Source organism: Bacteroidales bacterium (assembly GCA_031275285.1).
Classification (GTDB): domain Bacteria; phylum Bacteroidota; class Bacteroidia; order Bacteroidales; family UBA4181; genus JAIRLS01.
Map to the genome: position 1 here is coordinate 35078 of JAISOY010000001.1, position 24496 is coordinate 59573.

General features: G+C 41.5%; 21 protein-coding genes. 14 read left to right on the forward strand and 7 right to left on the reverse strand.

Going from position 1 to position 24496, the window contains the following annotated elements; all coding sequences use genetic code 11:
- The first annotated feature begins 98 nt into the window (after window positions 1–98).
- Genes LBQ60_00180 through LBQ60_00190 form a run of 3 tightly spaced genes read left to right on the forward strand, consistent with a single transcriptional unit; the run spans window position 99 to window position 5247 of the window.
- Entirely contained in the window at window positions 99–2588 is a 2490-nt protein-coding gene (locus LBQ60_00180) for a Smr/MutS family protein (GenBank protein ID MDR2036317.1), read from the forward strand.
- A 1-nt stretch (window position 2589) separates the two neighbouring features.
- Window positions 2590–3384 carry a PhzF family phenazine biosynthesis protein gene (locus LBQ60_00185; GenBank protein ID MDR2036318.1) on the forward strand — a complete coding sequence of 265 codons (795 nt, stop codon included), beginning with the start codon at window positions 2590–2592 and terminating at the stop codon, window positions 3382–3384.
- A 12-nt stretch (window positions 3385–3396) separates the two neighbouring features.
- Entirely contained in the window at window positions 3397–5247 is a 1851-nt protein-coding gene (locus LBQ60_00190) for an SLC13 family permease (GenBank protein ID MDR2036319.1), read from the forward strand.
- 48 nt (window positions 5248–5295) lie between these two features.
- Here the strand turns inward: LBQ60_00190 and LBQ60_00195 are convergent, their stop codons facing one another.
- The 3 genes from LBQ60_00195 to LBQ60_00205 form a co-directional block, all read right to left on the reverse strand.
- The gene (locus LBQ60_00195) at window positions 5296–6606 is read right to left on the reverse strand and encodes a Gfo/Idh/MocA family oxidoreductase (GenBank protein ID MDR2036320.1); all 1311 of its coding nucleotides are present in this window, start codon (window positions 6604–6606) and stop codon (window positions 5296–5298) included.
- A 188-nt stretch (window positions 6607–6794) separates the two neighbouring features.
- Window positions 6795–7736: a sugar phosphate isomerase/epimerase gene (locus LBQ60_00200; GenBank protein MDR2036321.1), complete on the reverse strand. Its 942-nt coding sequence runs from the start codon at window positions 7734–7736 to the stop codon at window positions 6795–6797.
- 4 nt (window positions 7737–7740) lie between these two features.
- Window positions 7741–8592: a sugar phosphate isomerase/epimerase gene (locus LBQ60_00205; protein ID MDR2036322.1), complete on the reverse strand. Its 852-nt coding sequence runs from the start codon at window positions 8590–8592 to the stop codon at window positions 7741–7743.
- An 85-nt stretch (window positions 8593–8677) separates the two neighbouring features.
- Between LBQ60_00205 and LBQ60_00210 the strand changes: the two genes are divergently transcribed.
- From LBQ60_00210 to LBQ60_00235, 6 genes are all read left to right on the forward strand, one after another.
- Window positions 8678–8977, forward strand: coding sequence for a hypothetical protein (locus LBQ60_00210; protein MDR2036323.1), 300 nt, complete (start codon window positions 8678–8680; stop codon window positions 8975–8977).
- A gap of 87 nt (window positions 8978–9064) precedes the next feature.
- Window positions 9065–9484: a hypothetical protein gene (locus LBQ60_00215; GenBank protein ID MDR2036324.1), complete on the forward strand. Its 420-nt coding sequence runs from the start codon at window positions 9065–9067 to the stop codon at window positions 9482–9484.
- Between the two features lie 248 nt (window positions 9485–9732).
- Window positions 9733–10617, forward strand: a complete 885-nt coding sequence (fabD, locus tag LBQ60_00220; protein ID MDR2036325.1) for an ACP S-malonyltransferase — start codon at window positions 9733–9735, stop codon at window positions 10615–10617.
- An 84-nt stretch (window positions 10618–10701) separates the two neighbouring features.
- On the forward strand, window positions 10702–13137 hold the full coding sequence (gene thrA / locus LBQ60_00225) for a bifunctional aspartate kinase/homoserine dehydrogenase I (protein ID MDR2036326.1): 2436 nt from the start codon (window positions 10702–10704) through the stop codon (window positions 13135–13137).
- A gap of 76 nt (window positions 13138–13213) precedes the next feature.
- Window positions 13214–14740: a glutamate--tRNA ligase gene (gene gltX / locus LBQ60_00230; protein ID MDR2036327.1), complete on the forward strand. Its 1527-nt coding sequence runs from the start codon at window positions 13214–13216 to the stop codon at window positions 14738–14740.
- Between the two features lie 35 nt (window positions 14741–14775).
- The gene (locus LBQ60_00235) at window positions 14776–15234 is read left to right on the forward strand and encodes a cupin domain-containing protein (GenBank protein ID MDR2036328.1); all 459 of its coding nucleotides are present in this window, start codon (window positions 14776–14778) and stop codon (window positions 15232–15234) included.
- Window positions 15235–15417: 183 nt separating this feature from the next.
- Here the strand turns inward: LBQ60_00235 and LBQ60_00240 are convergent, their stop codons facing one another.
- Window positions 15418–16155 (reverse strand): tRNA threonylcarbamoyladenosine dehydratase, encoded by a 738-nt coding sequence (locus LBQ60_00240; GenBank protein ID MDR2036329.1) that lies wholly within the window; start codon window positions 16153–16155, stop codon window positions 15418–15420.
- Between the two features lie 104 nt (window positions 16156–16259).
- Here LBQ60_00240 and LBQ60_00245 point away from each other — a divergent pair, with 104 nt between their 5' ends.
- Together LBQ60_00245 and LBQ60_00250 are read left to right on the forward strand one after the other, a co-directional pair.
- Window positions 16260–18326, forward strand: a complete 2067-nt coding sequence (locus LBQ60_00245; GenBank protein MDR2036330.1) for a hypothetical protein — start codon at window positions 16260–16262, stop codon at window positions 18324–18326.
- A gap of 74 nt (window positions 18327–18400) precedes the next feature.
- Entirely contained in the window at window positions 18401–18913 is a 513-nt protein-coding gene (locus tag LBQ60_00250) for a shikimate kinase (GenBank protein ID MDR2036331.1), read from the forward strand.
- A gap of 28 nt (window positions 18914–18941) precedes the next feature.
- On the opposite strand, the gene LBQ60_00255 is transcribed toward LBQ60_00250, so the two are convergent.
- From LBQ60_00255 to LBQ60_00265, 3 genes are all read right to left on the reverse strand, one after another.
- Window positions 18942–19586 (reverse strand): GNAT family N-acetyltransferase, encoded by a 645-nt coding sequence (locus LBQ60_00255; protein ID MDR2036332.1) that lies wholly within the window; start codon window positions 19584–19586, stop codon window positions 18942–18944.
- Between the two features lie 314 nt (window positions 19587–19900).
- The gene (locus tag LBQ60_00260) at window positions 19901–20713 is read right to left on the reverse strand and encodes a KilA-N domain-containing protein (GenBank protein MDR2036333.1); all 813 of its coding nucleotides are present in this window, start codon (window positions 20711–20713) and stop codon (window positions 19901–19903) included.
- 41 nt (window positions 20714–20754) lie between these two features.
- Window positions 20755–21795: an AraC family transcriptional regulator gene (locus tag LBQ60_00265; GenBank protein MDR2036334.1), complete on the reverse strand. Its 1041-nt coding sequence runs from the start codon at window positions 21793–21795 to the stop codon at window positions 20755–20757.
- A 100-nt stretch (window positions 21796–21895) separates the two neighbouring features.
- Here LBQ60_00265 and LBQ60_00270 point away from each other — a divergent pair, with 100 nt between their 5' ends.
- The 3 genes from LBQ60_00270 (at window position 21896) to LBQ60_00280 (ending at window position 24494) form a co-directional block, all read left to right on the forward strand.
- Window positions 21896–22267, forward strand: a complete 372-nt coding sequence (locus LBQ60_00270) for a hypothetical protein (protein MDR2036335.1) — start codon at window positions 21896–21898, stop codon at window positions 22265–22267.
- A 339-nt stretch (window positions 22268–22606) separates the two neighbouring features.
- Window positions 22607–23248, forward strand: a complete 642-nt coding sequence (locus LBQ60_00275) for a DUF1062 domain-containing protein (GenBank protein ID MDR2036336.1) — start codon at window positions 22607–22609, stop codon at window positions 23246–23248.
- Window positions 23249–23648: 400 nt separating this feature from the next.
- Complete coding sequence (locus LBQ60_00280) at window positions 23649–24494, forward strand: class I SAM-dependent methyltransferase (protein ID MDR2036337.1); 846 nt, start codon at window positions 23649–23651, stop codon at window positions 24492–24494.
- Window positions 24495–24496: the final 2 nt, after the last annotated feature.

The following is a 24496-nucleotide window of genomic DNA, read 5'->3' on the forward strand; positions in this document are numbered from 1 at the left end:
ATCCGTAATTCGTAATTCATAGTTTTTGGTTCATAAAACTTTACTACTTTTGCGGAAAACATTGAGACATTTCAATTAGTTATTGTAAAGATTTTTTTGTGATTTATCCGAATAATTTCGAAGAAAAGATCAACTTTCTACACATACGTGAGTGGCTGAAAGAGTTGTGTATTTCTCCTCTGGGAGCGCAAAAGGTAGATGAAATCAGTTTCAGCACCGTATTCAGGGAAATCGATTTACTGACCGGGCAAACCGAAGAGTTTCGACAGATCTGCCTGATGGAGACCGGATTTCCTGCGCAGGATTACTTTGATGTGACTCCCATGTTCAAGCGTATTGTCATTCCCGGAACGTTTCCAAATATGGAAGATGTATTTGCCCTAAAAAAATCACTGGAAACCATACGCGATATTCTTGCTTTTTTCCGGAATAAGGAAGAGCAATACCCCTTATTGCGCGACCTGATGGGCGATATTGCCTATTTTCCTGATATCATTAAAGCTATTGATAAGATACTGGACCATAACGGTCGTATCCGCGACAATGCCACACCGGAACTGGCCCGCATACGTCGGGAAATTTCCGAAAAGCAGATGTCCGTGTCACGTACCATGCAACGCATCATCAAACAGGCGCAGGCTGACGGATTGGTCGAAACAGGAACTACCCCTGCTGTCCGTGACGGACGAACGGTTATTCCGGTCAATTCATCATTCAAACGCAAAATCAACGGGATTGTCCATGATGAATCGGCTACCGGGCGCACCTCATATATTGAACCCGCAGAAGTAGTAGCCGCCAACAATGCCATTCGCGAGCTGACTTTTGCAGAGCAACGTGAAATAGTAAAAATACTCACTGCTTTTGCCAACCTACTTCGTCCGCACATGGATGAATTATATCAGGCTTTTGATTTTTTAGGAAGCATCGATTTCATAAGAGCAAAGGCCCTACTTGCCATCAAACAGAACGCCATCAAGCCGGCATTCCAAAACCAACAGTCCTTCGAGTGGAAAAGAGCTGTACATCCGGTAATGTTCCTGAACTTTAAAAAGGAAAACCGCGAAGTAGTTCCTCTGGACATCATACTGACCGAAGAAGACCGAATCATACTGATATCCGGACCCAATGCGGGCGGAAAGAGTGTCTGCCTGAAAACGACCGGACTGATACAATACATGTTCCAGTGCGGATTACTGGTTCCCATGTCCGAAAATTCCGAAATGGGATTATTTGAAAATATCTGTATTGATATCGGTGATGAACAGTCCATCGATAACGACCTGAGTACCTATAGTTCCCATCTGTTGAACATGAAACAGTTCGTTCGTTATGCCGGACCTTCCACTATGGTACTGATCGATGAATTCGGAGCAGGCACGGAACCCATCATCGGAGGAGCTATTGCCGAAGCCATCCTTTCCAGTCTCAACCATAAAGGCGTATGGGGTGTAATCACCACCCATTACAGCAATCTTAAGCATTACGCTTCATCGAATAAAGGAGTGATCAACGGGGCCATGCTGTACGACAGTCATAAAATGCAACCTCTTTTCCGTATGGAGATCGGGAAACCGGGCAGTTCCTTTGCTTTCGAGATCGCGAGAAAGATCGGGCTTCCAGAGGATATTCTGACAGACGCTGCCGATAAAGCCGGACACCAGCATGTCGATTTCGAGAAACACCTGCGCGAGATCGAGCGGGACAAGCGTTACTGGGAACGAAAACGTGATGAAGTCAGGAAGCATGAAAAACGTCTGGACGAAATCTCCGGAAAGCAACTGGCAGAACTTGAAAAGATAGAAACAGAGCGAAAAAGTATTATCAATCAGGCACGCGAAGAAGCGAAGCAAATCCTTGCCGATACCAACCGTACCATTGAGAATACCATCCGGACGATCAAAGAAAGCCAGGCAGAAAAAGAAAAAACAAAGACCGTCCGAAAGGAATTGGAACAATTTAAAGAACAGACGATTAATCAATCTAAAGGCGAAGAAGAGGAACGTATTCTCCGGAAGATTGCCCAATTAAAAAAACGGGAGCAAAAGCGCGCCGAAAAGAAGCAAACAGCTGAACAGAAAACCAGATCCGAATTACCGGTAGAAGAAAATCCGGAGGATAAGATGATCCGGAAAGGCGATATGGTAAAGATCGAAGGACAGGAAACCGCCGGAGAAGTCATGGAAATCAACGGTAAGCACATCACTGTTGCTTTTGGTCAGTTGTTGAGTACCATTTCTGCAGACAGACTGACCAAGATTTCAAAAAACGAATACAAAAAGCAGACCCAGACACGCCGTGCACCAACGGTACAGGTATATAACGTAGGTGAACGGCGGTTACGTTTCAAATCATCCATCGATGTTCGTGGCATGCGCACCGAAGAGGCCCTTCCGAAAGTGGAGGAACTGGTAGATGAAGCAGCCATGTTGAACATCGGTGAAGTAAGGATCCTGCATGGAAAGGGTAATGGCATCTTACGGCAGATGATCCGCCAGTACCTGAAAAGCTCTCCCGTAGTCGACTTTTATGATGATGAAGATATCCAGCAGGGAGGAACAGGAATAACAGTCGTGAAAATAAAATAGCATGCAGATATATCAGGTAGATTCATTTTCAAAAGAACCTTTCAAAGGTAATCCGGCAGGAGTTTGCATACTGGAAAAATTTCCGGAGACGGAACTAATGCAAAACATCGCTATGGAAATGAACCTGTCGGAAACTGCATTTGTCGTCATAGAAGAGGGACAATACAAGATCAGGTATTTTACACCGGTACATGAGGTGCCCTTATGCGGACATGCCACGCTGGCAAGCGCACACATTGTATATGAGTCAGGATTGATTCCTGTCGACCGTGCCTTTACCTTTAAGTCCAGCGAATCGGATCTGCTCATTTCAATGGAAGACGGTTGGATCAAAATGATCTTTCCCGTTTATGAGATATCAAAAATTTCTTTGCCGGAAAGTTTCAATGAGATCATCGGGATTAACGCTGTTGAAACCTATAAAAGTCCTAATAACTGGATTGTTGCGCGGGTAAAAACGGAAGCTGATGTGTTGGACGCTGCTCCGGATTTCGGTGCTTTTGAAAAAGAGGATCTGGCTGTTTTGGTCGCAGTAACGGCTCCTGCTGATACTCCCGGTTACGATTTTGTAGTGAGGGTATTCTGCCATCCGGCATCAGGTATTACCGAAGATCCGGCAACAGGATCAGCCAATTGCATCCTGGCGCCTTATTGGTCGGAAAAACTGGGTAAAAGTCAATTCAAATCAAAACAACTGTCTAAAAGGACAGGAGAATTAAATATCAAACTTAATGGCGACAAAGTTGTTATTAAGGGACAAGCAGTCACAGTCTTTAAAATAAAAATGAATCATTAATACAGAAACCATATGTGGATCACCTTAGGAATTTTATTACTGGCCACCGTCTTTTTTGTCAGTGGCAAAATACGTTCGGATATTGTCGCGTTGTGTGCATTGATCCTCTTAATGCTCTTCGATATCCTGACTCCGGCAGAAGCCCTTTCCGGTTTTTCCAACTCGATCGTGATCATGATGATCGGCCTGTTCATTGTGGGTGGAGCTGTTTTCCAGACCGGACTGGCAAAGATGATCAGCAGCAAAATATTGTCACTTGCCGGAAATAACCAGACCCGGTTATATCTTCTGATCATGCTGGTAACTTCTGCCATAGGCGGATTTGTCAGCAATACAGGAACGGTCGCCCTGATGCTCCCGATTGTTGTCAGCCTTGCTGCTTCGGCCAATATGAGCCCCAGTCGTTTATTGATGCCATTGGCATTTGCCAGCAGTATGGGTGGTATGATGACGCTGATCGGTACACCTCCCAACTTGGTCATCAACAATACTCTGATAGAAAATAATTACGAAGGGTTGAAGTTTTTCTCATTTCTACCGGTAGGTTTGATTTGTGTTGTATTTGGCACCCTTGCCCTGTGGCCGCTGAGCAAAAAATTCCTCTCAAAAGATGAAGACAAGGAAAGTAAAAAGAAGAAAAACAAGTCGTTAAAGGATCTGGCACAGGAATATCAATTGTCACAGAATCTTTTCCGGTTGCAGGTGAACAAAGAATCGCAAATCATCAATAAAAAATTACTGGAACTTGAAATTCCACAGAAATATGGTTTTTCAGTACTGGAGATACGGCGAAAATCGAGTAGCCAGAATCCCTTTATGAAAACCATTAACCAGAAGATTGCAGGCCCGACTACTGTAATTGAAGAAAACGACATCCTGTATGTATCGGGCGCTTTTGAAAAAGTACAACTTTTCGCCGATGATAACCGACTGAAAATTATGGATGTCCATGAAACGGAAACCCCGTCTTTTTCAGGAAAGCTCAGGTTTGATGAAATCGGGATCGCAGAAGTGGTATTGTTATCGAACTCACAATTGATCAATCAGCCTGTCAGCAAATCAGGGTTCAGGGAAAAATACAATGTAAACATACTCGGTATCCAGCGTAAAGATGAATACATCCTTCAGGACCTAAAAGACGAAAAAATGCAGTCCGGAGACGTATTGCTGATACAGGGCGAATGGAGTGCTATTGCCCGGATGACCGAAGAATCACTGGAGTGGGTGGTCGTAGGACAGCCTTTGACTGAAGCTTCCAAGGTAACTATGGACTACAAAGCGCCTTTGGCTGCCATTATCATGTTATTAATGGTACTGGCCATGGCTTTTGATGTTATACCCGCGGTAACAGCTGTACTGATCGCATCTGTACTGATGATCCTTACCGGTTGTTTGCGGAATGTGGAAGAAGCGTATAAAACCATCAACTGGGAAAGTATCGTATTAATAGGCGCCATGCTCCCCATGTCCATCGCACTGGAAAAAACAGGGACCTCCGCACTTATTTCAAAGGGACTGGTTGAAATGTTAGGTTCATACGGTAATATAGTGTTGTTGGCCGGGATCTATTTCGGAACATCTTTGCTTACCATGTTCATCAGTAATACGGCTACTGCAGTGCTTTTTGCACCTATCGCAATAAGTGTGGCTGTTGCGAATGGGGCAAGCCCATATCCATTCCTGTTTGCCGTAACTGTAGCAGCCAGCATGTGTTTTGCCAGTCCTTTCTCCACTCCTCCGAATGCACTCGTGATGTCGGCCGGACGGTATACCTTCATGGATTATGTGAAAGTCGGATTGCCCTTACAGATAGGCCTGGGAATATTAATGATCTTCGTTCTTCCGTTGATCTTCCCGTTTTAAATAAAAGTACATAGAAAGCATTTGTTCGTAATAATTACGAATTTCTGATCATTTGGATTGAGGAAATTTCCATGGTTTCCGGTAGGCTGGTTGAATTAATTTATCTGCTTCCCGGTGGTGAAAAGAATGACGGTTTTCATCGTATTTCAATTGAGACCCGACACGTGCAGAAATATTCCCAAGATGGGCATATTTAGCACACAGACTTCCGTTCTGTATGGTACAAGCCGTATCAAATTCCCGTTTTTTCATACAATCCAGAAAATTAGTCACATGATCCTGGTGATCATTATTTTTTGGTAAACTCTTCATAGCCTCCATCTTGTTTCCTTCCGGATATATTTCCATACTCTCCCTGTTGACTACCAGCGTCCCGTTCGTTCCTTTGAATGCCAGCCCGTAATTACGCCCGTAAGGACCTGTCTCCGTACCAGCTATATTGGTCCACTGGATCAGAAAATCATCAAATTCATACACCACGGTCAATGTATCGAAAGTTTCAGGAGCATTTTCCGGAAAAGCAAATTTTCCACCTGATCCCGTTACTTGATGAGGCATCCCGGTTACATTCATCCCCCAAAGCGCCATATCCAGCAGATGTACCCCCCAGTCGGTCAGTAAACCGCCCCCGTAATCCCAGAACATCCGCCAGGAACCATGAAAACGCTGCTGGTTAAATGTCCGTTGTGGTGCAGGCCCCAGCCACATATCGAAATCCACCCCTTCAGGAACAGTACTATCCGGAATAGGAAGGGATAATGCTCCGTAATTAAAATTGGCCCAAACTTCCACGCGAGGGATTCGTCCCAATTGTCCACTGTCTATAAAACGTTTCATCTCCTGCCAAAGGATCCCGCTCCGTTGTTGCTGCCCTACCTGGACCACACGGCTATACCTGCCTGCAGCCTGCACCATTGCGTCACATTCGGCAATGGAATTGGCGATCGGCTTCTCCACATACACGTCCTTCCCGGCAGCACAGGCATCCACCATCTGCAGGCAATGCCAGTGGTCAGGCGTTCCGATAATGACCGCATCAATATCTTTCCTCTCCAACAACTGTCTGTAGTCATTGTATAGTTCCGGCTTCTTGTCACGCCGTTTCATCACTTCCACTGCTTTTGCGTTCAACATGTTCTGATCCACATCACACAAAGCCACACAATCTACTTCCGGATGGATCAGGAAATCACTCAAATTGCCCCACCCCATATTCCGGCAGCCGACTAATCCCACTCTAATCCTGTCATTAGCTCCGACAGTCCGGGCAAATATTTTTCCATCCGACAGGGAAGGTAATAAGATACCGGCGGCCATAGCCGATGCGGATTGGCGGAGAAAATTTCGTCTTGTCGTCATAAAGCGTATATTTTTAAGTGGTTTCCAGATAATTTCTTCACAAATCACAATCAATTAAGGACAAGTTATCCATCATTTGAATGGGATTTTCATAAAAGTAGTAAAAATAAGGATTATTTTAAACTGATTGATACTGTATCTCAATTATTAACTTAATATTGAGAAATCATCAAAAATATACATCATTTTTAAACTAATGCAGCTTCAATCACCTTACGTGTTTTATTGAGAGATGTCAATAGAACTTGTTGTACCGTATTCTGGCTGCAATATTCCTTGTTGAATAGCTCTACGGAGAATGCACCTCTGAATCCGTTTTCAAATAATTCCGGAATAATGGAAGGAAATGGACATATCCCGTCTCCGGGATAAACCCTATCACTATCACTCAATTGTTCTCTTTTTAGAGTAGAAGGATAATCATTGATATGAAAGAGTGGCATTCGCGAAGTATTAACCATCATCAGGCTATCAAAAGAATTATTCCCCCTGTACAGATGGTAAAAGTCCAACAGTAAATTAGCACTTTTGTGAGCAGCACCAATGGCTATATGTGAAGCATCGGACAATTTGTTCAAGGTTCCGGCTCCCCATAGTTCCAGCAAAGGGGTTATCCCGATTTTCTCGCCTTCTTCCAGGATATGACGATACCTATCTGCGTAAACCTCAAGTTTTGAGCCATCTATTTTGCTGATACCTATTACCGGAGCTGCAATGTACCGGCCACCGAGCCGGGCAGTCAATTCCATTTCCTCTTTCATTTGTATCTGTCCTTTTTTACGAACAGTATCATCATCTGAAGCCCATGCCGCAAAGCCAATCATATTCTCCAATTTCAACCCGGATGATTGAATGTGTCCGGCTAAAACTGATACTTTTCCCCCTTGATTCAGGTATTGTTGTATATCCGAAATCCATAATTCTATTCCGTCAAAACCGGTTTCGGCACACAGTTCGATCTGTTTTGTCACAGGCAGCTTATAAGGCTCGATTGTCGAAGTATTCAAACTGATCCGAAAGGAAGGTGTTTTTCGCAATTTTGCACGTTCAGAAGCAAACAGATTGATTCCGGAAAATCCGGCCGCAACGAGCAATGAGCTTTTTTTCAGAAAGTCTCTTCTTACCAGCATCGCATCAGAATTTGAGGTTAGAAAGGTAATTTGCTGCGGTCCTGATACACATTTCAGGGTTTTCCGGATGATCATGCTCAACAATGAAATGTTTCGCTCCTGCGATTTTGTTATGCCTGAATATCTCCGGGAAATCTATACGACCATCGCCGACGCATGCAAATCCCATATTATCGGTTTTATCCATGTCTTTAACATGAAAAACAGGGTATCTTCCCGGATATTTCCGAATGTAATCAACAGCAGATTGTCCGCCTTTTACTATCCAGTAGAGGTCTAATTCTATATTGACAAGTTTGGGATCAAGATTGGGAAGCAAGGTATCAAATGGAATTTCTCCTTGGACCGGTCTGAATTCGATATCATGATTATGATACAATAAACGGAGTCCTTCTTTTTTACAAACCTCTCCACCCTTATTCAATTGATCGGCCACATTCTTCCAATCATCCAGGGTTTTATTTCTTCCATCGTCAGTCCATGGCCAGTAACATACAATAAATTTTTTCCCGAGTTCCTGACAATCCGCGATATCTTTTCTTAGTTGTTCCGTATTACCCATAGCGTGCATGGATGTCGGGCCTATCAATGCCCTTAAGCCTGTTTGCTTGAGGATTTTTTTCAATCCTGTTACATCCATGCCGAAATAACCTCCGAATTCAGGGTCTTTAAACCCCAACCGGGCGATTTCTTCCAATGCTTCTTTAGAATGATTCTTTATCCAATCACCACCCGTATTTCCGGTAATGAGTCCAAAAGATGGTAATTTTCCTTTTCCCTGAGCTGAGAGCATTTCCGGCAGAGAAACAACAGTTGTTGCCATAGCCAGTGTTTTGATAAAACTACGTCGTTCCATTTTGTAAATAGGTTTTTAAAAACTTAAAGCGATCCATGTTTTTCTAATTGTGTAAATATACATTTTTTATTTTCCATGAACCATAATGATAAAATTATGCATTAAATTAAGTAATTATTCAAAATTACATCATCCATATATGGAATTATTTTTTACCCTTCTTTTTCTTGATAAAAAGAAGCAAAAATCAAGGCTTGCTTCCTCAGCGACCAGTCACTGCACGCTACAGGACACCGGAAGAACTCACCTGACGGCTCTGACAGCTTCCGGCTTGCCCCTTCACTTTGCAGAACTGGTGTCCGCTTCCGGAAGCTCAGGCCTTCCTGGTGTAACACCTCTGTATGAGCAGGAGAACAGAAATATGATATATGCGAACTACTTATGAAGGAATAACAGATGAATTAACTATAAAATCTCTCTGTTTTTATCTATATTGCACAAGGTTCACAACGCAGCAATAATAGATAAACTTATGCAGGTGTTCAAATTCAAACTCGCCACTAAATATCCTTTATTAGATCTGATAATATGTCTGATCATTATCGTATTACTACATATATGGATTGGCCGTGAAACAACCAATTCCACAAAAGTTAAAAATGGATTTTCCTATAATATCGGTAACAAGTGGCACTATGAATTCTCCTATCTCGAAGGAAAAGTTAATGGCTCTTTTGCAGCAAAAAACAGTGATACCCGGTTAATTTATTCCTCTCTTCTGGAAAAAGGCAACATCCGCTTTGAATTATATGATGCAAAAAACACTCTCATCACTAGTTTTCAGGCCAAAAACACATCAGACACAATAAAAAACCTGATCCATGGGGAAAAATACAGGGTGAGGGCAATAGCCCAAAATGCCAAAGGCAGTTTTTATATGGAAATGGATTGAGAATGGAGAATGGAGAATGGAGAATGATGAACTATAAACTGAATTGAAAAATTCATCGTTCCTACTTTTGACTTTTAACTTTTTTACTTTATAAACATTCTGACTTTCAAACTTTCAAACTTTATAAACTTTCTAACATTCCTACTTTCAGACATTCAGACTTTATGAACATTCAGACTCTGGCCACATACTTCCAATGAACATTTTTCTTACCTTTGCCCTCTTAATTTAAAATTACATTTTTTATTATGAAAACTGCATATGTTTTTCCCGGTCAGGGAGCACAATATCCCGGTATGGGAAAAGAGATGTACGATAATTCGGCAGAAGCACGTGCTTTATTTGAAAAGGCAAATGAAATACTTGGTTTCAGCATTACCGATATCATGTTTTCCGGAACAGAAGAAGACCTGAAACAAACCAAGGTAACCCAACCTGCTGTTTTCCTGCATTCAGTCATTATGGCTAAGATGCTGGGGGATAAATTCCGCCCGGATATGGCTGCCGGCCATTCATTGGGTGAATTCTCGGCTTTAGTTGCCTGTGGCGCCATGTCTTTTGAAGACGGCCTGGTCCTGGTATCCAAACGCGCCATGGCCATGCAGAAAGCCTGCGAGGCGCAACCATCCACAATGGCCGCCGTATTGGGACTGGACGATGCCAAGGTAGAAGAAATATGTGGTCCTATTGACGGCATAGTAGTTCCTGCCAATTATAACTGTCCCGGACAACTGGTCATCTCAGGCGCCATTGAAGCAGTAGATGCAGCCTGTGAAAAATTGAAAGAGGCCGGCGCCAAACGTGCATTGAGATTACAGGTAGGCGGCGCTTTTCATTCCCCGTTGATGGAACCGGCACGTATCGCCCTTGAAGAAGCCATCAATGCTACCAAATTTAATCAACCGGTATGTCCTATTTATCAGAATGTAACGGCAAAACCGGAAACTGATCCGGAAAAGATCAAGGCCAATCTGGTGGCACAGCTCACTGCTCCTGTCCGTTGGACACAATCCGTAACCAATATGATCGCCGATGGTGCTACTGATTTTATTGAAGTAGGTCCCGGAAAAGTTTTACAGGGACTGATCAAAAAAACCAACCCGTCAGTAAACGCCGAAAGCGCCGTTATCTAAAAATTACGCGATCAACACATTGTGGCTGATCGTCGGTTCATTCATTATCAATTATCCATTTTCCATTATCAATTTCCTATTGATATGAAGATTCTCAAATTTGGTGGTTCATCTATGCGGGATGCCCGTTCCATCAGCCTGGTACAACAGATTATCGAATCTCAGAAAGAATCGTGTATCGTTGTTGTTTCTGCATTTGACGGAGTTACCCACCAATTATTAAAACTGGCGCAACAGGCCGTTCAGCACGACGACTCCTATAAAAGCGATATACAGTCGATCTCCAAACTACATTTCGATGTGGTCAATTCCCTGGTGCCTGCAGCACAACGAACCACCGTACTGGCCGAAGTACAACGTATCCTTGAAGAATACGAGGATATCCTCCAGGGATTATACCTCTTACAGGATCTGACCCCGAAAACCAGGGCACGGATTCTCAGTATTGGAGTACGTATGTCGGCCTATGTACTCAGCCGGGTTGTAAATAATGCCCGGTACCATAGTACAAGTGAGATCATTCGTACCAATTCGGGATATATTGATGCCAAAGTGGAATTTAACGAGACCAATAAACTTATCCGGAAGCGTTTCGACCGTCTCGACCATATAGCTGTACTTCCCGGATATATGGCCGGTAACAAAAACGGAAACATCACCAATCTGGGACAACGTGGAGCGGATTATGTGGCATCTATCCTGGCTGCTGCATTGAATGCAACCGGACTGGAATTATGGATGAATGTCGACGGCTTCATGACAGCCGACCCTGATATCATATCGAAGGCCCAGCCTATCGAACATCTATCCTACTCCGAAGCCATCGAATTATCACATTTCGGTGCATCAGTGATCTTCTCGCCGACTATCCGTCCGGTATACGAGGAAAATATTCCGATCACGATCAAGAACACCTATAATCCCGAGGCAAAAGGGACTTTGATATATAACAAAAAGAAATTCCAGGACAATGAGACATCCCTGATCAAAGGGATCTCGTCCATTGAAAATATTTCACTGATCTCCCTGCAGGGAACGGGACTGGTAGGGATCACCAATACATCGGCCCGGTTCTTCAAAGTATTATCAGACCATAAGATCAACATCATTATGGTCACCCAGGCCTCGTCTGAATATTCCATCACCATTGCTGTAAGGCCCGAAGAAGCGGATACCGCTATCGATGCGTTGAATAAGGAATTTTATCCGAAGATCACTACAGCCGGAGAGATCAAACTGATCGTGGAAACCGACCTGTCCATCATCGCCATTGTAGGTGAACGTATGCGTAACACTCCGGGGATATCCGCCACATTATTCAAATCACTGGCATATAATGGAATAAGCGTTATTGCTACGGCCCAGGGTTCCTCGGAACTGAATATTTCGCTGGTCATTCGCCGTAATAACCTCCGGAAGGCACTCAATGCGATCCATGAAGGATTTTTCCTCTCGAATTACAAAGAACTTCATTTGTTCCTGGTGGGTGTCGGAAATGTGGGAAGAAGCCTGCTCCAACAGATACAGAGTCAGCGAAGCATACTGATGGATGAGCTTAAGCTGAAGATCAACCTGATAGGAGTGACCAATTCACGTAAGATGTACATTACTCCCGGAGGCATCGAACCGGCTACTTTTGCCGAAACCCTGGAAGAAAAAGGAGAACCTTTCGATATCAACCTGTTTACGGACAATATTTCCGAACTAAATCTGCGTAACAGCGTGTTCATCGATTGTACAGGAAGCGAAGTCATCGCCTCCTCCTACGGTAAGTTGTTCGAACACTATATTTCTGTAGTAACGGCAAATAAAATCGCTTGTTCTTCTGAATACAGCCTGTACCACTCCTTAAAGGAAAACGCCAAGGAGCACGGAGTGCGGTTTATGTTCGAGACCAATGTCGGTGCGGGATTACCGGTGATCAACACCATCAATGACCTGATCCGGAGCGGTGACCGTATTTTAAAGATAGAAGCCGTTGTTTCCGGAACACTGAACTTCATTTTCAATGTGTTGAGTGAAGATATCCCTATGAGCAAAGCCATCCGGATGGCCAAAGAAAAAGGATATTCCGAACCGGATCCCCGTCTTGATCTCAGCGGTACCGATGTAGTACGCAAACTGATCATCCTGGCACGGGAATCGGATTACCCTATTGAGAAAAAAGATGTGCAGATACAAACCTTCCTTCCGGATGATTGCTTCGAAGGCACACTGGATGATTTCTGGAAAAAGGTAGAAGCGCTGGACGCCGACTTTGAAATCCGTCGGAAAGAGCTTGCAGCACAAAATAAAAAATGGCGCTTCATCGCATCACTCGAAAACGGACAGCCTTCAGTCGGATTGCAGAGTGTAGACAGCAAACATCCTTCCTATGAACTGGAAGGAAGTAACAACATTATCATGCTGACTACCGCCCGATATTTCGAACAACCCATGGTAATCAAAGGTTATGGCGCCGGTGCGGAAGTAACCGCAGCCGGGGTTTTTGCCGACATCATCAGGGTAGCCAACGTATAATTAATTGAAAATGGAGAATTGAGAATGGAAAATTTTCAATTTTCAATTTATAATTCATCATTATAATTAACCAGCCGTGACAGAAAGAAAAATACGTGTGCGTTTTGCACCCAGCCCCACCGGACCATTGCATATCGGAGGTGTCCGGACAGCATTGTACAATTACCTGTTTGCCCGTAAATATGGAGGTAGTATGATTCTCCGTATCGAAGATACCGACCAGACACGTTTTGTGCCCGGAGCCGAATCATACATCATCGAAGCGCTTACCTGGCTGGGAATACAATTCGACGAGGGTGTACATACCGGAGGAGATTATGCACCTTACAGGCAATCAGACAGGAAATCCATGTACAAACAGTATGCGGACCAACTGATTGACAACGGATGGGCCTATTATGCCTTTGACCTGCCTGAGGATCTGGAAAAGAAAAGAAAAGAATACGAACAGGAAAAGAAGACTTTTCAGTACGACGCATCTACACGTGGTATGATGTGTAATTCCCTTACTTTAAGTGAAAATGAAGTACAACAACGTCTGAATGAAGGAACCCCTTATGTGGTTCGTTTCAAATTCCCTGCCGATACCGAAATACATGTCAATGACCTGATCCGTGGAGAGGTAGTGGTTAATTCCAATCAATTGGATGATAAGGTATTGTTTAAATCTGACGGAATGCCGACTTATCACCTGGCGAATATCGTGGATGATCATCTCATGGAGATCAGCCATGTCATACGCGGCGAAGAATGGTTACCCTCCGCTCCCCTGCATGTAATGCTTTACAAAGCCTTCGAATGGGAAGATACCATGCCTTGCTTCGCACATCTGCCGCTATTGCTTAAACCCGACGGAAACGGTAAACTGAGTAAGCGCGATGGCGACCGGTTGGGTTTTCCGGTATTTCCACTTCAATGGACCGATCCGAAAACCAATGAGGTTTCATCGGGATACCGTGAAAGCGGCTATTTTCCGGAAGCAGTGGTAAATATGCTGGCACTGCTGGGCTGGAACCCAGGTATTGAACAGGAAATATTCAGTATGGATGAACTTACCGACTTGTTTTCATTGGATCGGATCAGTAAATCCGGTGCTAAATTCGACCTGAAAAAGGCGCACTGGTTCAATCATGAATACCTGATCGCAAAACCGGATAAGGAACTGGCCGGATTATTCATGCAGATACTACATGAAAAAGGAATCACTGCAGATACAGGTTATGTGGAAAAAATATGCGGACTGATAAAAGACCGCGTCAATTTTGTTTCCGAAATGTGGGAACAGTCCTCGTTTTTCTTTACTGCTCCCAAAAGCTATGATGAAGCTGTCATCAAAAAACGCTGGAAAGAAAATACTCCGTCCATTTTACAGGATGTAAAAGGAGTTTTATCCGGAATGACCGACTTTTCGGAGCAAAATATCCATGATACCTTACAGGCATACTCCGAAGAAAAAGCCATAGGTATGGGACAGGTAATGATCCCGTTACGTATCGCCCTGGTAGGAGGAACATTTGGCCCCGACCTGCAGGTGATCGCAAACATGCTGGGCAAAGAAGAAGTGGTGAAGCGAATCGATAAGATACTGTCCACCATCAGGTAACAATAATGGATGATAAAATCTTTTATCCGGAAAAAATGAAAAAACCCGAACTTATATCCGAAAATAAATACCACACAGCCGTCAATATCGGAAAACTGGATGGGATTACAGATTACTCGATGATTCATCCCAAATCAGGGAAAGAGATCAAAGGAAAGGTATTTCTGAAAGATGTGACAAAGGCTACTGGAACGGAAATTTCATTCCAGATACTCCCTCCCAGAACCGAATTACCGTATTTCCATACTCATCGTAAAAATGAAGAAACTTACCTGATCCTGAAAGGTTCGGGAAAATTCCAGGTAAACGATGATTGTTTCCCGATTACGGAAGGAAGCATCATACGGATCGCTCCGCAAGGGAAACGGGGATTGTACAATTCATCGGATGAACCGATGATGTACATGGTAATTCAATCAAAAGAAAATTCCCTGGAAGAATATTCTTCCGATGACGGAGAGCGGATGACCGTGGAGACAAAGTGGAATGATTAATGAAGAAATAGGAAATGCAATATTAACATCAGAAAGTTGATAAAGTAAAAGTTAGCATGTCTGAATGTATATAAAGCCAGAAGCGAAAGTTACTATTACTATGATTGTTCTGCTTTTAAAACTTTCTGTTCTCTATTTGCATTATGTGATATATTCATTGATCTTGTCTTAAATGAACATTTCTTATTCATTTTCCTCCGAATTAAGATGAGATTGTTCAATTAAATCCCGGATAACAACAGAAGCACAGGTACAACCAAACATAGCCGGAAGATAGGAAATGGTACCTACTACCGACTTCTTATTCTGTTCATCACAGGGCTCTACCAACTCTTTATTAATTTGTTCCGTCGAGAAAACAGCTTTTATTCCTTCTGTGATCCCCAGCTTACGAAGTCGTTTCCGTAGAACATAGGCCAACCGGCAATTATAGGTTTTCGAGAGGTCTTCGACCTTTATCTGTAACGGATCGAACTTACCTCCTGCTCCCATGGAACTGACGATACGCCGCTTATTCTTTAACCCGTAATACAGCAGGAATATTTTCGGCGAAAGCGTATCTATGGCATCTACCACATAATCATAAGGCCGGCTGATAATTTCGATCAAACGATCATCCCGGATAAATTCACTGATCAGATCTAATTTTATCTCCGGATTAATATCCTGCAAACGTTCTGCCATTACTTCTGTTTTCAGGCAACCTTCATTACTTTTTAGTGCCAGGAGCTGGCGATTACGGTTACTTGGCTGTACCCTGTCCCCATCGATAAGCGTCAGCCGGCCAATACCCGAACGGCACAACATTTCCGCAGCATACGCTCCTACTCCACCCAGTCCAACGACCAGCACATGAGCAGATTGCAATTGATCCATGCCGCCCTTACCTACAAGCATTTCAGTTCTGGATAACCATTCCATCTGTACAAATCATCAACAAATTAGTTTTCTTCTCCGATTATCATTATTTTTGCAAAGATAATTAAAACAAAACAGTAGCTGTTGATATAACAATTACCATACCTATGGATACACAAAACACATCCGCTTTTGGAAAGCAGGAAATGGATAACCTGGAAGAAATACTGAAATACGCGGCAAAAAGCCTTAACCGTAACCTGAGTAGTCTGGAACAAAGTCTCATCACTTCCTTATATGATGATTATACAGCTTCTGTTGACCGGATCATCGTGAACAAAAATGATGGCTTGTTGCTGCCTGAAACAGACGACAGGGCGGGAGTTGTGGATCTAACGGAGGATTACGCATGTGTATTCAAAACCGAACCGGTCTGTGTTTCTTCTCCGGATGAAAACATCGCCACCACAAACGGAAAAATGTACCAGGATCTGTTCGAGCACGGAGCACAGCCTATGGCATCATTATTATCTCTATCTGTCAGTAAAACCGATATGTCATCCCCTGAAAAAACAAGGAACCTCATTGCCCAGATCGCATCGCCCAATAACCTGTACGGAATACCGATGGTAGGGGGAGACATCTGTTTCAGCGATGCCGGAAAGGGAGTAAGCGCTGACGTTATGTCCATAGGTATCATCGATAAGAGCGCCTGGTTGTCTCCTGCCAGTAATGGGGAAGGTAACCATGTATATCTGCTTAGTACATATGATAAAAACGAACCGGAAATTTTTTCTTTCAGAACGACATACGAGTTGATCTGTGACCTGCATGACGAAGGGCTGATCGTTTCCGCACGTGGAGTAGGAAAACAAGGAGTACTGGGTGCATGTGCTGATATGGTGGCTGCCGGAAATAACGGTATTGAATTTTATGCCGATCCTTTTACTGAGCAGGCCCCTGATTTCCAACAATTGCTGAAATACGATCCGGATCAGATTGTCCTTATTATCAAAGAGGAACATCGGGGAGACATGGAGCAATTGTGCCGTAAATGGAACAAACAATGGTTACACATCGGAACCGTGACAGATGAACATCAGTTAACAGTGCTTCATCATCAAACGAAGATAGCCGAACTTCCTGCAAATATCCTCACAGCCTTTAAAAACACGGATCAGAAAGAGGGAAATGCAGACCTCTCACCTGAAAAACGGAATGATCCGGACTTTCCCGAAGTACCGCTTCCTGAAAATGACCAGGAAATTGCCAAATTCATGCTGAGCAACCCTAATCTTTTATCCAAACAATGGATATTTGAACAGTTTGACAGTACCATCGGCACCAATAACCTGACCACCAATTTTATTTCCGACACTTCCGTATTGCAGGTCAAAGGCTCACGTCACGCCCTAGCCGTATCATTCTGTAACCATTTGTTCAATATTGAAAAATACCCTGAAGCCATCCATAATATCGCTGCTGAAGCGTCCCGAAGAGTGGTCTGCTCCGGTGGAGCCCCCCTTGCCCTGACCGGTTGTATGAATTTCGACAAGATCAATGATATTCAAAAACCGGAATACCTGCATGCCATCAGAAAAAACTTTGCTGTTGCATGTGAAAAATTGGGAATGTCTTCTTCAGGCATCAATATTAAAAATGCCTGTCCGTCAAATGACGCTCCGGTTCAGGCATCCATCGGATGTATCGGCTTCCTGAATGACAAGCATCATCACATAACCATGTCATTCAAAGGAAAAGGAGATATGATCTACCTGATCGGCAGATCTACGGAAAGCCTTCTCTCATCGGAATACATCCGTTCCTACCATCAGATGAAAGATACTCCTCCTCCTTCCATTGATCTGGAAGCCGAAGCGAAAGTACAATCTGTCATTCAACGCCTGATCTCGAGAAAACTGGTAAAATCGGCTCATGCTATATCACGCGGAGGCTTGTTCCTGTCTTTGCTCGAATCCTCTATGATACGTGGTTTTGGATTTGATATCACAGTCGACGGAGAGATACGTAAAGATGCTTTCCTGTTTGGTGAATCTCCCTCCCGTGTCGTCGTAAGTGTCGCAACCTCCAGGGAAACGGATTTTATTGATTTTATGATGGAAACGGGTGTTTCTTTCATGACATTGGGACATGTTACCAGAGAAGAAATACGGATCGATGACAATTCTTACGGCTTTGTCAGTGATTACAAGAAGAAATTCCATTCCGCCTGATATCATTTAAACCTATTTCCGTAGAGTAATCGAAAAACGGACAGTTATCGTATCTGTCATATAAAAGCAGAAAGATGAGAATATTTCTGATCGGATTCATGGGAAGTGGCAAAACCACGATCGGTAAACGATTAGCTGAACCAATAGGTTTTGATTTTGTGGATACGGATGAGTTGATCGAACATAAATACGGAAAATCCATTCCTGAAATCTTTTCTGAATCCGGAGAAGCAGCCTTCCGCCGTATAGAGCAGGAAATGCTGGAAACCCTCCTGCAACGGGAATATATAGTAATATCCACTGGTGGAGGTATGCCTTGTTATCACGAGAACATGAAAGTCATGTCAGGAAAAGGAAAGGTAGTATACCTGAGAACCGAATCCGGAACATTGGCCAAACGCCTGATGCGTTCCCGTACCGAAAGACCCCTTATCAAAGGTAAATCCCCGGAAGAATTACAACTATACATTGAAGATAAACTGATAGAACGGGAACCGTTTTACAACCAGGCTCATATCGTTGTTGATACTGAAAACTTTACTATTGAACAACTGCTTCAATCCCTGCAATTGATGAAATCAAAGTAATTAAATTTCTGAAAAGGATTAATTGTTTCTAAATAGTTAGTTTCATATTGTAATTATAATATTTGTCTCCTTTGAAATAAACATATCCTTCGTTTGGTTTATCAAAACCCAATCGAGAATAAAATATTACATTTTCAGGAAGTTGTGTTGTTAATCCAATTAAGTTACACGCTGGATTCGAAGAGATTAGTTCCTTTATAGCATATTTGATTGCATAAGAACCTATACCCACACCCCTGTATTCGTTTCGGATCACGACCATAGACAAATAATAAAAATCTGCTTCTTTTATTGATTTTTTAAGTGTCAATTTATTACAGTTGTCCAAATACAACATTCGAATAAATGACTTCAATCCAAATTTCAAAATAAAGTCAAATATCCCGATTTTCGAATAAACAGCAATCCCGTTTTTCACTCCTTGTGGTGGCAATAAAGTAAAGGTACCGATTATTTTTCCTGTATCTTTTCTCTTAATAATACGAGTCAAGGTCTGTTTATGATTGTTGAGAATAAGACTCGCTCTGAATACCCATATTAAACCTTCTTTTAGTTGATTTTTGTTTTTAAAGATAATCGAATAGGCTGGATTTGTTATAAAAGCATCAGTTAGCATATCAGCGACTTCATTAATCTCTGAACTATCTATTTTTTCAATTAAAAACTCTTCCATATTGTAATTCTTTACGCTTTTTTCGCATTTCAATATTATAGTACTGTTCTCAACTTGCACACAACGCTTGGCGGAGTATGGTTGGTGGGACTTTAATCTTGTCAACCGAAGCAAATGCCTGAGCGAGCGATTAAACTTCCAAAATTCCACTAATCAGCCTGAGTGACACCAAACCGCTTGTAATGCTTTTCATCTTGTTTGGTTTACTCGCTTCGTGGTGCGTTGGCTTGGAGGCTCTTTTGCAATTTTGGCTTTATACGGTTGGCTTGTACGAATTGCAAATGTACTACCAAAAGCGTGGATTCCTCTTGCCGTTATTTTAATAAATTCCGTTTTTCAACGTCTTGTAATATACTCATTTGCTGGATTGCAATTTTATTCAGTTTTATCAATCGTTCTTTTTGTAGAATTTTCTCATTGATGAAAACGGCATTTAAGTTTTCCATATTGGATAAGCAAATCAGTTCGTTGATTGTCGCATAATCACGGATATTTCCTTTCAAATCTGCATTTGTTTCACGCCACTGTTTGGCTGTTCTTCCGAATAAAGCAACATTCAAAACGTCTGCTTCGTTGGCATAAATGATTGATGTTTGGGCAAACGAAAGTTCTTGCGGTATCAAATTGTGTTTTATGGCATCTGTATGAATGTGGTAATTAAGTTTTGCTAATTCTCGTTTAGCTGTCCAGCCCAATTGCTTTTGTTCTTCTTCTTTGAGACGTTGAAATTCAGTTATCAAATACAATTTGAACGGAACGCTTATAGCTGAACCAAATTCAAAAGCGATGTCTTTATGTGCATATGTTCCGCCATATTTACCCTTTCTTACGATTATTCCAATGGCATTTGTTTTATCAATCCATTCGGAAACACTTAATACAAAACTCGGTAAACCTGCTTGCATTTTAAAGTGGTCAAATTCCACCACTTTAAAATTCGGATTATTGATTTGCTCCCAAGTTCCGATAAACTCAAGTGTATAGCGGGTTCTAATCCAGTTTTTGATAATATCAGCAGCTCGGCTTTCGCTTTCTTTGGCATTTGCCATATCCGTTAACGAAATATAATCTCGCTCTTCGACCGATATAATCGTTATTTCCGTATCTTTTACATTGATTTTTGCCATAATACAAAGTTGCAAAAAAAATTAAGATAAAATAAAATGTGTCAGGGTTTGGCTGGTTGAAACATATTAAACCCATCGCCATTTTTTCTAAATTGGCCCGGCTTAATCTGAAAATGTTTCCGGAAAAATTTATTGAAAGCGCTTTGGCTCTCGAAGCCTAAAAGAAACGCAATTTCCACCAACGGGATTTTTTCTTTTAAATACTTCCGGGATAACTCTATGCGTAAAGTATCTAATATCTGTTGATAAGACGTACCTTCTTCTTTTAACTTTCGTTGAATATTTCGTTCACTCATATTGAATCTGGCAGCAATATACTTCAGAGAAAGAGTTGTATTCGAAAGGTTGTGCATCAGATTTCGTCGAACAGATCGGGAGAGCATATTGTTCTGTCCTATATCCAGGTTTCTTATCTCATTCATGTAATCTTTGAATACTGAATATAAAGAATCGCTTCCTGTAATTATTGGTAGATCCAATACAGTTTTGTTGAAAATAAGACTTAATTTATCCTGATAAAATTCTATCGGGCAATATAAAAATTCTTCCAACATATCTTTTTCCCCTTCTTTTTGATACGCAGAATACGCTCTGATAGGATATAAATACCTACCTGTAAAGCTATATGCATATTGAAGCGAAACCCCATATTGCATTTCAAGCCAATGTCTGGAGGCAATAGGAAACCGATGCTCAAATTCAGGGTTAAGCGTTATTTCAAAGAAGAAGCAATCTCCCTCTTCCTTTGTTGTATAGTTTACTATATTATTGGCAGCAGGTTCAAAAGGTTCCGGATTTCCAAAAATCTCACGAACAGTTGTACTTTGATTATAAATATTATAAAGGCTTCCTGTATAAACAAATGGCAATAAAAACCCGGTTTTCAGCCCGATTCTATTATCGCCTGTTTTCTTTACAATAAAATCCAAATACATTCCCAATACATCTGCATCAATCTTATTTGTCGGATTTTGTAAAATCGAGCCATCAAGCTTCAATTCCGATAATATCCGAGAAATATCGGCCAGATCGGTTTTAAAATGCGCTATTAATAGATTCAATAAACCAGCTGCAACAAACATATCATTGTCGTTTTTGGACAAAAATATGGCTTAATTTTCAACTATCCTAAATATTTCAGGGTTTACCTTTGTCAGTAAAAAAATAAAAGTTAAAAATGACATGCAAAATAAACTGATTATTACCGGAGGTGTATTGCTGATAGTACTTGCTTTGTTTCACCTCTCATTCTGGAGCCTGTTCAACTGGCAGGAAGAATTACCCAGGCTAAGCGCAGAAAACAGCGGGATTATGCAAATGTCAACTGTCGGGTTCGTATGCCTGTTTTTGTCTTTGGGAATAATCTTTATAAATTTTCGAAAAGAAATCGCCAATACAAAGTTAGGCAAAGCCTTGTCATTTGCCTTGGCTTTCTTTTTCTTTATAAGGACTATTGCCGAATTTATATTTCCGGGAAGTTCAATCGAACTGGGTATATTTCTGGGTATATGTACCCTCGTGTTCTTCATACCTACAACAATGAAGAAAAAATAGGTTAAAGTGAATGATTATTCAAACTATATTTTCAAACCCCAAAATCTTAATAATCAAACAAAAATGATTATCTTTGCCCCGTAATTGTAAATAATCACATTTTGAGAGTAATTCTTAAACTTATACTGGCTTAATATTAGCCTCATCACCACAGGCTAATAGTTCTTTTATTTGAGTAGCCCTACTCAAATAGGTTTTTCATACATCATTTTATCATTCACAGTATTATCCGTTAAGGCCGATAGCATTTGCTATGGTAGTTTATGATGATATATGTTTTCATAAACTGCAATACTGTGATTAATAACCATCAAAAGAACATTAAGCATAGTATAGATAATGAAAAAAGAATATATATGGGAAATAAATGTTAAAAACACCCCTTTGTTAAAAAGAAAATGTAATCACTGTAATGGTGACAGGTTTTATTGCAGTAACAAATTCAGGATGAATTCTCAGAAAAGAAATATTGATATATGGTTGATTTACCGATGTACAAAATGTGATAGTACATATAATCTGACCATATTATCGCGTACAAAACCCGAAGCAATAAAAAAAGATTTATTTCTCAAATTCTCAGAGAATGACGAAGCGACCGCGTGGGAATATGCTTTCTCTTCTGAGACAGTAAGAAAAAACAATGTTGAATTGGATGATCACTCTGTCGAATATGAGATTGCATATGACAATATTTCAATAAATGATATTTTAAACGTTGAGGATAAGGCAATAGCATTTAAGATTAAAGCTAATTATAAATTCGGGCTAAAATTATCTTCTGTCATCAAAACATGTTTAGGGATATCGACAAATCAATTTAACCGGATGATTGAAACAGATGAAATTTATGTACTGCAAGGCTATTCACTCAAAAAACACAAAGTCAGGGATGGAGATATTGTATGGATAAATAAGGAGAAGTTGCAAAGCATATATAAACGGGATAATACCATAGATTCATGCAAAACCGGGGATTAACGGGGATATGTATATATCATTGATTTTTTTATCCTGACGATCAATCAAATGTACATTATTTATAGGGGAGTAAGTGTACTACTCCCCTATTTTTAGCTTTATTCTTCCATCCTTTACTTTGTCAATTGATTGAAAACAAGAATATTTAATTGATTGGCAACAAATTTTCATTCAAATAATAAAATATATGATGTATCTTTGCAAAATGTTAAATACTTTACAATCGGATTTGGTGTAGTAAACAATCTGTAATTCTTATACAGATTGTCCCTTCGTTTGCTCTCGGATGACTCTTTTCGGGAGTAGTTCCTATATTTTATAATTTTAGTTTTTAATCTGCGTACAATGATGAAAGCATTGGTATGCTTTCTGTATAGTGTATGCAAAATACATTAAGATAATGAGTAACAAAAATAAAACAATTGAGCTACACTCCAATGACCTCATGCTCGACCAAATGAGTGAACACACTTCGTCCTCGCCTAACCGGACAATTCATGAATTCGATTTAAGTTTAATCTGCGAATTTTTCTCCAATATGGAGCGGCAGGGGCCCGGGAGTCCTGAAGTCACTCTTAAAGCACTGAGTTTCATCGACAATCTGACCGAAAAATCCCGTATCGCCGATCTCGGTTGCGGTACAGGCGGACAGACAATGGTACTGGCTCAGCATGCACCCGGGCATTTTACCGGACTCGACTTGTTTCCCGAATTTATCGATATCTTCAACCGGAATGCAGAGCGGTTAGGTTTGCAGGACAGGGTAAAAGGTATTGCAGGCTCAATGGATGATCTTCCTTTTCAACATGAGGAGTTAGACCTTATCTGGTCCGAAGGAGCCATTTACAATATCGGTTTTGAACGGGGACTCAACGAGTGGCGTAAATACCTGAAAACAGGAGGATATATTGCTGTTTCCGAAAGTTCGTGGTTTACGGACGAACGGCCTGCAGATATCCACCATTTCTGGGTCGATGCGTATCCCGAAATAGATACCATCCCCAATCAGGTAGCCAAGATACATAAAGCAGGGTATCTTCCCGTCGCCACCTTTATTCTGCCGGAGAATTGCTGGACAGAGCATTACTTTGCTCCGAAGGTTAAAGCTCAGGAGATCTTTATGAATAAATATGCAGGAAATAAAGCAGCCGAAGAATTCAACGCAATGCAATCTCATGAAGGAGAATTGTACCGCAAGTATAAAGAATTCTACGGCTACACATTTTTCATAGCAAAAAAAAGATAGAA

Bases quoted from the DNA above. Each gene is read 5' to 3' on its own strand.
- LBQ60_00265 (MDR2036334.1), bottom strand. From the start codon at position 21,795: ATGTTTGTTGCAGCTGGTTTATTGAATCTATTAATAGCGCATTTTAAA.
- LBQ60_00255 (MDR2036332.1), bottom strand. From the start codon at position 19,586: ATGGAAGAGTTTTTAATTGAAAAAATAGATAGTTCAGAGATTAATGAA.
- LBQ60_00190 (MDR2036319.1), top strand. From the start codon at position 3,397: ATGTGGATCACCTTAGGAATTTTATTACTGGCCACCGTCTTTTTTGTC.
- LBQ60_00280 (MDR2036337.1), top strand. From the start codon at position 23,649: ATGAGTAACAAAAATAAAACAATTGAGCTACACTCCAATGACCTCATG.
- thrA (MDR2036326.1), top strand. From the start codon at position 10,702: ATGAAGATTCTCAAATTTGGTGGTTCATCTATGCGGGATGCCCGTTCC.
- fabD (MDR2036325.1), top strand. From the start codon at position 9,733: ATGAAAACTGCATATGTTTTTCCCGGTCAGGGAGCACAATATCCCGGT.
- LBQ60_00270 (MDR2036335.1), top strand. From the start codon at position 21,896: ATGCAAAATAAACTGATTATTACCGGAGGTGTATTGCTGATAGTACTT.
- LBQ60_00210 (MDR2036323.1), top strand. From the start codon at position 8,678: ATGATAAAATTATGCATTAAATTAAGTAATTATTCAAAATTACATCAT.
- LBQ60_00195 (MDR2036320.1), bottom strand. From the start codon at position 6,606: ATGACGACAAGACGAAATTTTCTCCGCCAATCCGCATCGGCTATGGCC.
- LBQ60_00250 (MDR2036331.1), top strand. From the start codon at position 18,401: ATGAGAATATTTCTGATCGGATTCATGGGAAGTGGCAAAACCACGATC.
- LBQ60_00215 (MDR2036324.1), top strand. From the start codon at position 9,065: ATGCAGGTGTTCAAATTCAAACTCGCCACTAAATATCCTTTATTAGAT.
- LBQ60_00275 (MDR2036336.1), top strand. From the start codon at position 22,607: ATGAAAAAAGAATATATATGGGAAATAAATGTTAAAAACACCCCTTTG.
- LBQ60_00240 (MDR2036329.1), bottom strand. From the start codon at position 16,155: ATGGAATGGTTATCCAGAACTGAAATGCTTGTAGGTAAGGGCGGCATG.
- LBQ60_00200 (MDR2036321.1), bottom strand. From the start codon at position 7,736: ATGCTGGTAAGAAGAGACTTTCTGAAAAAAAGCTCATTGCTCGTTGCG.
- LBQ60_00235 (MDR2036328.1), top strand. From the start codon at position 14,776: ATGAAAAAACCCGAACTTATATCCGAAAATAAATACCACACAGCCGTC.
- LBQ60_00205 (MDR2036322.1), bottom strand. From the start codon at position 8,592: ATGGAACGACGTAGTTTTATCAAAACACTGGCTATGGCAACAACTGTT.
- LBQ60_00260 (MDR2036333.1), bottom strand. From the start codon at position 20,713: ATGGCAAAAATCAATGTAAAAGATACGGAAATAACGATTATATCGGTC.
- LBQ60_00245 (MDR2036330.1), top strand. From the start codon at position 16,260: ATGGATACACAAAACACATCCGCTTTTGGAAAGCAGGAAATGGATAAC.
- LBQ60_00185 (MDR2036318.1), top strand. From the start codon at position 2,590: ATGCAGATATATCAGGTAGATTCATTTTCAAAAGAACCTTTCAAAGGT.